The following is a 9,719-nucleotide window of genomic DNA, read 5'->3' as shown; positions in this document are numbered from 1 at the left end:
GGATCGCCTGCTTCCGCTCATCAGGGAAGGGGATGTGATCGCCATGCTGGACGCCGGAGCCTACGGCTGGGTCATGGCCTCTTCGTACAATCACCGGCCGCGCCCGGCTGAAGTGCTCATCGGACTGGACGGCAAGGCCCGCCTCATCCGCCGCCGCGAAACGGTGGAAGACCTTGCGGCCTTGCTTGTTGACTGAAGGCGCTTCCGCACGTTCTTTCCGTTCCCGCCTCCGTCCCCGCCGTTTTCCGGGGGCGTGCGGGAACGCTTTTTTACCTTGCCCGCGCGTTTTCCGCGGGCTGAACGGCGGCGCGCTCCTTCCTGCGGGCGAGTGCCGGACGCCTGCGGGAAAAGGCTTGCCATGCGCGTTTGCTGTCTTATTCTGTTGTCATGAACCGTCTGCTGTCCTCGCTCTGTCCGCCCTGGGTTCGGGAAGTTCCTTTCAGAACCATCTGGGATCTTGTCTGGCCGCAGATGTCCATGCTGCTGTGCACCATCGTCATCAGCCTCACGGACATCTGGGCGGCTGGGCAGCTTTCCGCCGGCATTCAGGCCGCGGTGGGGCTGACCTTTCAGGTGCAGACACTGCTTCTGGTCTTCGGCTGGGCGCTGGGTTCGGGAAGCATGGCGGCCGTGACCCAGTCCATGGGCGGGGGAAAGCCCGGCAGGGCGCGGAATTATGTGAGCTTTGTCCTCGCCGCCTGCGTGGGCATAGCCCTGGCCGTTGCCTGCATCGTCTACCTGCTGCGCCGCCCCGTGCTGATTCTGATCCAGACGCCGGAAGCGCTCATGCCGGTGACGGAATATATTCTGGGTGTCATGCTGCTGGGGCTTCCCGCGTACTACACGGGGCAGGTCGCGGGAACGCTGTTCCGGGCAGCGCGGCAGGTCATGGCGCCGCTTTTCGTGGTCATGATCTCGTGCCTGCTCAATATCTTCGGCGATCTTTGCCTGGGGCTTGGCTGGCTGGGCTTTCCCGCATGGGGCATGAAGGGCATTGTCTGGAGTTCCTTCGGAGCAAACGTTGCTGCGGCGCTGCTTTCCGTACATTTTCTCCAGAGGGGCGGACTGCTCGCCGATCACCTTGTGCCGCCGCTCCGCTGGCTGCGCAAGGGGGCGCCCTACCTGTTCAGGGTGGCCATTCCCGCAGGAATCAACAGTATGCTCTGGCAGGCCGGGTATCTGGTCATGTACAGCATCACCGCGTCCCTGCCGGACGGCGTGGACGCGCTGGCGGGGCTGACGGCGGGCAACCGCATCGAGTCGCTGCTCTACATGCCGGCAACGGCCTTCATGGTCACGGCTTCCATACTCGTGGGCAACGCCCTGGGTGCCGGGGACAAACTGGCGGCGAAGCGGGCGGGGATTACGCTGTTTGTCCTTGCCGCCGTCTCCATGAGCAGCGTGGCGGCCTGCATGTGGCCGTTCATTCCCGATCTGGCGCGCTTCTTTTCCGGTGAAGCCGCCGTTCAGAGGCAGATCGTCAACTACCTGTTCTTCAACGTGCTGGTCGTTCCGTTCACGGTTTCCGGCATGGTGCTCAACGGCGTGATGAACGGAGCCGGGGCCACGGTCTATTCCATGATCGTGAACGTCTCCTGCATCTGGCTCATCCGCCTGCCTGTGGGCTGGGTACTCGCCCATCTGGTCTTTCACGATGCCTGCGGGGTCTATATGGCCATGTTTCTTTCCATGGCTGTTCAGACTTCGCTGATGTTCTGGGTCTTTCAGCGCAAGGACTGGACGCGCTTTGCCCTGAACGCCCGCCATACCGCGGCACACCGCACCGCAGCGCTAAAGGAGGAGGCATGAACCTTCCCCAGGGCTACGCGCCCCTTACCATCGACAAATACAGCGAGTACATGCGCTTTTTCCGCGCCCTTCCCGTTCCTACGGCGGATTTGACCTTTACCAATCTCTGGGGCTGGGCCGAATATTTCGGACTGGGGCTTTCTTTCCGCGAAGATTCCTGCTGGATCTGTCAGACGCGTCCGGAACCGGCGTTCTGGGTTCCCGCCGGGGATTGGGCCGCTATGAACTGGAAGGCGCATCCAGAGATCCGCAGGGGCGTCGAACTGCTGCGCGCCCCCGATGAACTGGGTGTGCTGCTGGAAGAGCGCCTCCCGGGAAGGGTACGGGCCGTTTCCGACCGCGACCAGTGGGAATACCTCTACGACCGCCGCGAGCTGGCGGAACTCCCCGGGGCGAAATTCCACAAAAAGAAGACGCATGTGAACGGCTTCCGGCGTCTCTACGGCGAAGACTACCGCATCCTTGACCTGGAGCATCCCGAGCGCATCGAGGACGTGCTGAAACTTCAGGAACAGTGGTGTCAGTGGCGCGACTGCGAAAACAGCCCGTCGCTCCTGGCGGAGAACGAGGCGATTTTCCGTGTCATCGGGAACTGGGCGAAACTTCCGGGACTCAGAGGCGGCGCGCTCTATGTGGACGGCACAGTGGGCGCCTTCTCCGTGGGCGAGCTGGTGGGGGACATGCTGGTGGTGCATTTTGAAAAGGCGCGGGGCGAACTCAAGGGCGCGTATCAGGCCATCAACCAGGCCTTTGTCAACCACTCCGCCGTGGACGCGGCACTCGTCAACCGCGAGCAGGATACCGGCGAACTTGGCCTCCGCTATGCCAAAGAAACGTATAATCCTGTGGGATTCCTGAAAAAAAGCCGGCTTGTCATAGCCGCTGATGCGGAGTAGTATGGCGGAGCTGACCGCGAACGGCAGCGCTTTTCTGCAAACTGTTTTCTGTTGTTTCACCTTTGCTTCTTACCGGATAGAACCCTATGAAAGTAGTTACCCGCTTTGCCCCGAGTCCTACGGGCCATCTGCATATCGGCGGCGGCCGCACGGCAATCTTCTGCTGGCTCATGGCCCGGCATTACGGCGGTGAATTCCGCCTGCGCATCGAAGACACGGACGCCCTCCGCTCAAAACAGGAATACACGGATTCCATTCTCGCTTCCATGAAGTGGCTCGGCCTGGACTGGGACGGCGAGCTTACCTACCAGAGCCGGCGGCTCGACGTGTATAATGCCGCCATCGACCGGCTGCTGGAGACCGGCCACGCCTATTGGTGCGACTGCACGCCTGAAGAGGTGGAGGCCATGCGGGCGGTGGCCCGTGCCAAGGGCGAAAAGCCCCGCTACAACGGCCGCTGCCGCGACCGCGGTCTTAGCGCCGGGCCGGGCCGCGTGGTGCGCCTGCGCGTGCCCGATGAAGGCGTCATCTCCTTCAACGATATGGTGAAGGGTCCTGTCTCCGTCGATGTTTCCGAACTGGACGACATGGTTCTGCGCCGCACGGACGGTATGCCCACCTACAACATGGCTGTGGTGGTTGATGACCACGACATGGGTGTTACCCACGTCATCCGCGGCGATGACCATGTGTCCAACACGCCCAAGCAGATACTTCTGTATCAGGCGCTGGGCTTTGACGTTCCGGTCTTCGGCCACGTCCCCATGATCCTGGGGCCGGATCATCAGAAGCTTTCCAAGCGGCACGGGGCGCGTGCGGTCATCGAGTATGAGCAGGACGGCCTTATTCCGCAGGCCCTGGTGAATTATCTGGTGCGCCTCGGCTGGTCGCACGGCGATCAGGAAATCTTCTCGCTCCGGGAACTGGTGGAGCTTTTCGACGGCGGCAGCCTCAACAGCGCGCCCGCAGCGTTCGATCCCGACAAGCTGAAGTGGCTCAACGCGCACTACCTGCGCCACACGCCGCTGCCTGAACTGGCGGCCATGACCGCGCCCTTTGTCAGGAAGCTGGGCTTCGAGGTCTCGCAGGAGGCCGTTGAAAAGCTGCTGCCCATGTATGTGGAGCGGGCTTCCGACCTCGCGGCGCTGGCGCAATCGCTCACGGTCTATTTTACGCCCGCCGAAGCACTTGTCATCGAAGACAAGGCGATGAAGGCGCTGAATGAAGATGGCAGGCAGCAGCTTAGCATCCTGCACGGCCTGCTGGCGGCGCTGCCGGAGTTCACGGCCGAGGCCATTGACCGCCTGCTTCATGACTATGTGGAGCAGAAGGGGCTGAAGTTCAAGCAGGTGGGGCCGCCCCTGCGTTCTGCGCTCATCGGCCTTGCCGGCGGCCCTTCGGTTCACGACATTATGGCCGCGCTGGGGCGGGAAGAGAGCCTGAAGCGCATCAGGAGAGCCGCGGCATAAGCGGCCTGCGCCGGGCGTGTCCTGTGGGATAGGCGCCCGGCAGTACCCATGCAGGAGAGACAGGGAGTCTTCATGCAGCTGTATAATACCATGACCCGCCGCAAGGAAATTTTCGAGCCGCGCATCCCCGGCAAGGTGGGGATGTACGCCTGCGGCATTACCGCCTACGACCTTTGCCATATCGGCCATGCGCGTTCCGCGGTGGTTTTTGACGTTTTGACCCGCTATCTGCGCAGCAAGGGCTGGAAGGTGACCTTTGTCCGCAATTTTACCGATGTGGACGACAAGATCATTGCCCGTGCCAACCGCGAGGGAAAGAGCAGCTCGGAAATTGCCGAAACCTACATTGCGGCCTTCCATGAGGACATGGATCGCCTCAACGTGTGCCGCGCCGATGTGGAGCCCCGCGCCACGGAATACATCCCCGCCATGCAGGACTTGATCCGGCGGCTGGTGGAGGCGGGACACGCCTACGCCGTGGCCTCGGGCGACGTGTATTTCCGTGTGCGCTCCTTCCCCGGCTACGGCAAGCTGTCCGGCCGCGACGTGGATGATCTGCGTTCCGGCGCGCGCATTGCCATCGGAGAGGAGAAGGAAGACCCGCTGGACTTTGCCCTGTGGAAGGCCGCCAAGCCCGGCGAGCCGTTCTGGGAAAGCCCGTGGGGGAAGGGACGCCCGGGCTGGCATCTGGAATGCTCGGCCATGAGCGAAAAGACGCTCGATCTGCCTCTGGATATCCACGGCGGCGGCCAGGATCTGATTTTTCCGCATCACGAGAACGAGATCGCCCAGAGTGAGGCTTGCACAGGCAGGGAACTCGCCAGGTTCTGGGTGCATAACGGCTTTGTGCAGATTAATTCGGAGAAGATGTCCAAGTCCCTGGGCAACTTCAAGACCATCCGCGATATTCTGGAACAGCGCCAGCCTGAAACGTTGCGCTTCTTCCTGCTGGGCAAGCACTACCGCAGCCCCATAGATTTCAGCTTTGAGAGTATGGACGATGCCGAACGCGCGCTGAAGCGTGTCTATGAATGCCTTCGCGATGCGGAAGAGGCCTCGCGGCGCGAACGCTGGAAGCCCGGAGCCGTGCCTGCCGATATGGCGGACGAGTTCGAAGCGCTGGAAAAAGGCTTTTTCGAAGCCATGGACGACGACCTGAACACGGCGGGGGCACTGGGACATGTATTCGGCATGGTGCGCCTGATGAACCGTGTGCTGGAGGAAAAGGCCCTGCGCGGTAAGGAAGGTGTAAAAATTCTGCTGACCCGTTTCCATACCTTGGCAGAGCAGTGGGCCGCCATTCTCGGAGTGTTTGGCTCCGATCCCGCCGCATTTCTGGAAGAGCTTCGGGACACGCGCGCCCTGCGCAGCGGCGTGGACAGGGACAAGGTGCTTTCGCTTCTGGCAGAACGTGCGCAGGCCCGTGCCGCAAGGGACTTTGCGCGGGCCGATGCCGCCCGCGACGAGCTTGCCGCTCTGGGCGTGGCCGTGCGGGACACGCCTTCCGGGGCGTTCTGGGACATTGCCTGAGGCGGGCAGCGGAGGCGTTATCATGCGTTTGCGCACCTGGATCGCCGCGTTTTGCATGGCAGGGCTGCTTCTGGCTCCCTTTTCTGCTCATGCCGCGCTGTTCGGGGAGTTCACGCTTCAGGACGAGATGAAGATGGGGCGGGAGTTTTCCGTCCTCGTCACCTCATCCATGCCTATGGCCGATGATCCGGAGATACGGGAATACGCGCAGTCCATTGTGGATCGCATCGTCTCCGTCCTGCCTCCGCAGCCGTACAAGTTTCCCGTGCAGGTGGTGCTTCACGATTCCCTGAACGCCTTCGCCGCGCCCGGGGGCTTCGTTTTCGTCTATTCCGGACTCATGATGCAGCTCAGGCACGAATCCGAGCTTGCGGGCGTGCTGGCCCATGAAATAGCCCATGTAACCCAGCGGCATATCGCCGGCCGCGTCGAACGGGGAAAGGTCATGTCTCTGGCCTCTCTTGCCGGGATGCTGGCGGGACTGGCCGCGGGCATAGCCGGGGGAGGCGATGCCGGCGGCGCGCTGATGGCCGGCTCCATGGCCGCGTCTTCGGCTGCCATGCTCAATTACAGCCGTGTCGATGAGGATGACGCCGACCGCTTCGGTATGCAGTACCTCATCAAGGCGGGCTATCCGTCCACAGGCATGGGCGGGGCCTTTGAGGTGCTGAAGTCGCAGGATTGGGGCATTCGCGGGAGTATGCCCACCTACCTTTCCACGCACCCCGACTTGAATTTGCGGCTGGCGCGCATCCGCACGGAGCTTCAGTCCCTGCCCGCGTCTCTCCGCACCCGAGGGGAGGACGACAGCCGCTTTCGCCGTATCCAGACGCTGCTCTGGGCACGCTACGGCGATCCGGTTCTGGCGGAACGTTTTTTCGAGGCACGCGGCAAAACGGCGGTGGGCTTCCTGGGCAAGGGTGTGCTTGCCGCCCGCAGGAACCGGGTGAAGGAGGCCGAGGCGGCATTTTCTTCCGCGCTGAAACTCGCCCCCCGTGATGCGCTCATCCTGCGCGAGGCGGGGATCTTCGAATATACCAAGGGCGACATGGGGCGTGCCCGCAGGCATCTGGAAGAAGCCCTGCGCCTGGCGCCGCGGGACTACTACGGGCTTTTTTACTACGCGCGTCTTCTGGATGAATCGGGAGAGCCCGGGAAGGCCCAGCAGCGCTACCGCGAGGTTCTGCGCTTTGTCCCGGAAGACCGGGAAGTCCATGCCTGCTACGGGCGTTCCCTGGGGGCGAGCCGCAAGCTGAGCGAAGGCTATCTGCACCTTGCCTACGCCGCGCTCTATGGCGGCGACATGCGCAAGGCTCGGAACCTCCTGGAAAAATCCAGAACAGCCGCCAGCACACCTGAGGAGCGGCAGGCCATCAAGAAGTATGAAGAGATTGCCCGCGAGCGCGAAAAGATCATGAAGAGCGCCCGCTAGGCGCAGGAGAGAGTATGGAATTGCAAGGGACGACCATTCTTGCCGTGCGCAGCGAGCGCGGCGTGGCTATTGGAGGCGATGGACAGGTGACTATGGGGCAGACCATGGTCATGAAGCACACGGCGCGCAAGGTGCGCCGCCTGTACCGCGGGCAGGTGGTGGCAGGCTTTGCCGGGGCTACGGCCGACGCCTTCACCCTGTTTGAACGCTTTGAAGCAAAACTTGAAGAATCCGGGGGCAACCTCTTGCGTGCGGCGGTGGAACTGGCCAAGGACTGGCGTCAGGACAAGTTTCTCCGCAAGCTGGAGGCGCTGCTCCTGGTCGCCGATGCCGAACGCACCCTCATCCTTACAGGAACGGGAGACGTGATCGAACCGGACGACGGTGTGGCGGCCATCGGTTCCGGCGGAGCTTACGCACTGGCGGCGGCGCGGGCACTGCTGCGGCATACCTCGCTGGAGCCTGCCGAGGTGGTGCGCGAAGCCATGGCCATTGCGGCGGACATCTGCGTGTTCACCAACGACCACCTCACCCTGGAGACGCTTGAGAAGTGACCGGCCGAATGTTCGGCACTTTTGACGGATACGGGCGGAGCTGAAATTTGTCAGACGAGGCCATGACAGCCTCCCCGATTCAGTGCCATGCGATACTTGACAACGCGTACATTTGGGCTACATTTGCCAAAAGGAGAATAACTATGTCTGCTAACGCCGTTGTACGCGCCAGAATTGATCCTGCCATCAAGGACGCAGCCAGTGCCATTCTTGCGGATTGGGGACTTACCGTTTCCGATGCGTTGCGCATGACACTGACGAGAATCGCCCGTGAAAAGCGTCTGCCTTTCAGCGAGGAAATCCCCAATGCCCTGACACGGGAAACTATAGAGAAAGCGGAACGGGGAGAGGAAATATTTCACGCCAAGGATGCTGAAGACCTTTTCAGGCAGTTGAGGATATAAGTGCGTAGTCCTACTTTTACCGCTCAATTTCGTCGTGATTTGAGAAAGGTGGAACATCGCAGCTACGACATGCAAAAGCTGAAAACGATAATTGCGCTTTTGCTTAATGAGGAACAACTGCCTGAACGCTGTCGTGATCATGCCCTCAAAGGCGAGTGGAGACCATATCGGGAGTTGCATATAGAACCGGATTGGCTTCTTGTTTATAAAGTAAGCGGGAACGATTGCGTTTTTTATCGTGTCGGCACTCATGCCGATCTTTTTTCGTTGTAGTTGCCGCATGACCGTCCCTCCCTACTGCTGTGCGCCGACCATGCGCGTGTAGAGGTCATCCCTTTCCTTATAGTTTTGGTCTCCGCCAGGCGTGATATTCAGCTCGCGCCGTTCGTTCAGGTAGTATTGTAGCGTCAACGATTCTAGCGCACTGTTGCTGATGGCCGCATAGTGGGTGACGTTCTGATCCGGAGCCTGTACGGTGAGTTGTCCGCCGTGCTCTACAAAGTAGTTCGTACCCAGCTCCCAGACGTAATTGCCGAGGTTGATGCTGAAACCGATGCAGGCCGGAATCGCTGCCTGAAAGAAGGACAGCCCCTTTGAACCGCCGTGACTTGTACCCCGAGTATCCCAGTTCTGACCCTGAAAATTGTCCGGAATATGTTTGCCGGCATCGGTCGGGAGCAGGACTTCCGAAGTGGCGGGAAGGTCAGACGAGGCCATGACAGTCCTCCATGATGATGGCGGGAATGAAATTGACTTTATGCTTATGTGAGCTACAATATTGAAAATAAGGAGAACACCTATGCCTGCCAATGACTATGTTCGTGCCAGAATTGACCCGATCATCAAGAATGAAGCGGCAGCCGTGCTTGCGAAAATGGGGTTGACGGTATCCGACCTCTGCCGTATCGCGCTGACCAGAGTAGCCCATGAAAAGTGCCTGCCGTTCAATCTGGAAATCCCCAATGAGGAAACCAGAAAGGCATTTGAGGCTATTGATAAGCGTGAAGGACTGCATTACGCTAAAGATGCGGATGACATGTTCAAACAGTTGGGCATATAAATGCTTCAGCCTGTATTCACGACACCTTTTCAAAAAGACGTTAAACGTGTTGAAAAACGCGGTTACGACATGGAAAAATTGAAGGCGGTGATAAGGCTTGTCCTGATTAATCAAAGGCCATTGCCGCAAACTTATAGAGACCATCCTCTTAAGGGAAAGTGGAAACCAAAATGGGAACTGCATATTGAGCCTGATTGGTTGTTGATTTATCAAATTTCCGGGGAGCAATGCTTTTTTGCCAGAACCGGCACTCATGCCGATCTTTTTTCGTTGTAGTTGCCGCATGACCGTCCCTCCCTACTGCTGTGCGCCGACCATGCGCGTGTAGAGGTCATCCCTTTCCTTATAGTTTTGGTCTCCGCCAGGCGTGATATTCAGCTCGCGCCGTTCGTTCAGGTAGTATTGTAGCGTCAACGATTCTAGCGCACTGTTGCTGATGGCCGCATAGTGGGTGACGTTCTGATCCGGAGCCTGTACGGTGAGTTGTCCGCCGTGCTCTACAAAGTAGTTCGTACCCAGCTCCCAGACGTAATTGCCGAGGTTGATGCTGAAACCGATGCAGGCC

General features: G+C 60.1%; 12 protein-coding genes and 1 pseudogene. 11 read left to right on the top strand and 2 right to left on the bottom strand.

Annotation, left to right across the window (positions count from 1 at the left end; genetic code table 11):
* From Q0Z94_RS10055 to Q0Z94_RS11890, 9 genes and pseudogenes are all read left to right on the top strand, one after another.
* Nucleotides 1-196 (top strand): annotated as a pseudogene (locus Q0Z94_RS10055) (diaminopimelate decarboxylase); the annotation flags it as partial.
* Nucleotides 197-366: 170 nt separating this feature from the next.
* Complete coding sequence (locus tag Q0Z94_RS10050) at nt 367-1,809, top strand: MATE family efflux transporter (protein ID WP_298069335.1); 1,443 nt, start codon at nt 367-369, stop codon at nt 1,807-1,809.
* Nucleotides 1,806-2,705 carry a phosphatidylglycerol lysyltransferase domain-containing protein gene (locus Q0Z94_RS10045; RefSeq protein WP_298069333.1) on the top strand — a complete coding sequence of 300 codons (900 nt, stop codon included), beginning with the start codon at nt 1,806-1,808 and terminating at the stop codon, nt 2,703-2,705. Before Q0Z94_RS10050 ends, Q0Z94_RS10045 begins: the two co-directional genes overlap by 4 nt.
* Nucleotides 2,706-2,791: 86 nt before the next feature.
* Entirely contained in the window at nt 2,792-4,174 is a 1,383-nt protein-coding gene (gene gltX / locus Q0Z94_RS10040; RefSeq protein ID WP_298069331.1) for a glutamate--tRNA ligase, read from the top strand.
* A gap of 72 nt (nt 4,175-4,246) precedes the next feature.
* Nucleotides 4,247-5,704 carry a cysteine--tRNA ligase gene (cysS, locus tag Q0Z94_RS10035; protein ID WP_298069329.1) on the top strand — a complete coding sequence of 486 codons (1,458 nt, stop codon included), beginning with the start codon at nt 4,247-4,249 and terminating at the stop codon, nt 5,702-5,704.
* Nucleotides 5,705-5,726: 22 nt separating this feature from the next.
* Nucleotides 5,727-7,136 carry a M48 family metallopeptidase gene (locus tag Q0Z94_RS10030; protein ID WP_298069327.1) on the top strand — a complete coding sequence of 470 codons (1,410 nt, stop codon included), beginning with the start codon at nt 5,727-5,729 and terminating at the stop codon, nt 7,134-7,136.
* A 14-nt stretch (nt 7,137-7,150) separates the two neighbouring features.
* On the top strand, nt 7,151-7,690 hold the full coding sequence (gene hslV, locus Q0Z94_RS10025; protein ID WP_298069325.1) for an ATP-dependent protease subunit HslV: 540 nt from the start codon (nt 7,151-7,153) through the stop codon (nt 7,688-7,690).
* A 143-nt stretch (nt 7,691-7,833) separates the two neighbouring features.
* On the top strand, nt 7,834-8,094 hold the full coding sequence (locus Q0Z94_RS10020; RefSeq protein ID WP_298069323.1) for a type II toxin-antitoxin system RelB/DinJ family antitoxin: 261 nt from the start codon (nt 7,834-7,836) through the stop codon (nt 8,092-8,094).
* On the top strand, nt 8,095-8,367 hold the full coding sequence (locus Q0Z94_RS11890; RefSeq protein ID WP_366517611.1) for a type II toxin-antitoxin system YafQ family toxin: 273 nt from the start codon (nt 8,095-8,097) through the stop codon (nt 8,365-8,367).
* 21 nt (nt 8,368-8,388) lie between these two features.
* On the opposite strand, the gene Q0Z94_RS10015 is transcribed toward Q0Z94_RS11890, so the two are convergent.
* Nucleotides 8,389-8,811: a hypothetical protein gene (locus Q0Z94_RS10015; protein ID WP_298069321.1), complete on the bottom strand. Its 423-nt coding sequence runs from the start codon at nt 8,809-8,811 to the stop codon at nt 8,389-8,391.
* Between the two features lie 82 nt (nt 8,812-8,893).
* On the opposite strand from Q0Z94_RS10015, the gene Q0Z94_RS10010 reads away from it, so the two are divergent.
* Nucleotides 8,894-9,154: a type II toxin-antitoxin system RelB/DinJ family antitoxin gene (locus Q0Z94_RS10010; RefSeq protein WP_298069319.1), complete on the top strand. Its 261-nt coding sequence runs from the start codon at nt 8,894-8,896 to the stop codon at nt 9,152-9,154.
* Nucleotides 9,155-9,430, top strand: coding sequence for a type II toxin-antitoxin system YafQ family toxin (locus Q0Z94_RS10005; protein ID WP_298069317.1), 276 nt, complete (start codon nt 9,155-9,157; stop codon nt 9,428-9,430).
* A 21-nt stretch (nt 9,431-9,451) separates the two neighbouring features.
* On the opposite strand, the gene Q0Z94_RS10000 is transcribed toward Q0Z94_RS10005, so the two are convergent.
* Nucleotides 9,452-9,719 (bottom strand): hypothetical protein (locus Q0Z94_RS10000; protein ID WP_298069315.1); only part of this gene is annotated, 268 nt, incomplete at its 5' end.

Origin of the sequence: uncultured Mailhella sp., assembly GCF_947631555.1 — a bacterium.
GTDB lineage: Bacteria > Desulfobacterota > Desulfovibrionia > Desulfovibrionales > Desulfovibrionaceae > Mailhella.
The sequence above is the reverse complement of the archived record's forward strand: the minus strand, read 5'-3'. Positions and strand labels throughout refer to the sequence as shown.

What these genes read in the sequence shown, in the direction of transcription:
- Q0Z94_RS10045 (WP_298069333.1), top strand. Translation starts at nt 1,806, where the DNA reads ATGAACCTTCCCCAGGGCTACGCGCCCCTTACCATCGACAAATACAGC.
- gltX (WP_298069331.1), top strand. Translation starts at nt 2,792, where the DNA reads ATGAAAGTAGTTACCCGCTTTGCCCCGAGTCCTACGGGCCATCTGCAT.
- cysS (WP_298069329.1), top strand. Translation starts at nt 4,247, where the DNA reads ATGCAGCTGTATAATACCATGACCCGCCGCAAGGAAATTTTCGAGCCG.
- Q0Z94_RS10030 (WP_298069327.1), top strand. Translation starts at nt 5,727, where the DNA reads ATGCGTTTGCGCACCTGGATCGCCGCGTTTTGCATGGCAGGGCTGCTT.
- hslV (WP_298069325.1), top strand. Translation starts at nt 7,151, where the DNA reads ATGGAATTGCAAGGGACGACCATTCTTGCCGTGCGCAGCGAGCGCGGC.
- Q0Z94_RS10020 (WP_298069323.1), top strand. Translation starts at nt 7,834, where the DNA reads ATGTCTGCTAACGCCGTTGTACGCGCCAGAATTGATCCTGCCATCAAG.
- Q0Z94_RS10015 (WP_298069321.1), bottom strand. Translation starts at nt 8,811, where the DNA reads ATGGCCTCGTCTGACCTTCCCGCCACTTCGGAAGTCCTGCTCCCGACC.
- Q0Z94_RS10010 (WP_298069319.1), top strand. Translation starts at nt 8,894, where the DNA reads ATGCCTGCCAATGACTATGTTCGTGCCAGAATTGACCCGATCATCAAG.
- Q0Z94_RS10005 (WP_298069317.1), top strand. Translation starts at nt 9,155, where the DNA reads ATGCTTCAGCCTGTATTCACGACACCTTTTCAAAAAGACGTTAAACGT.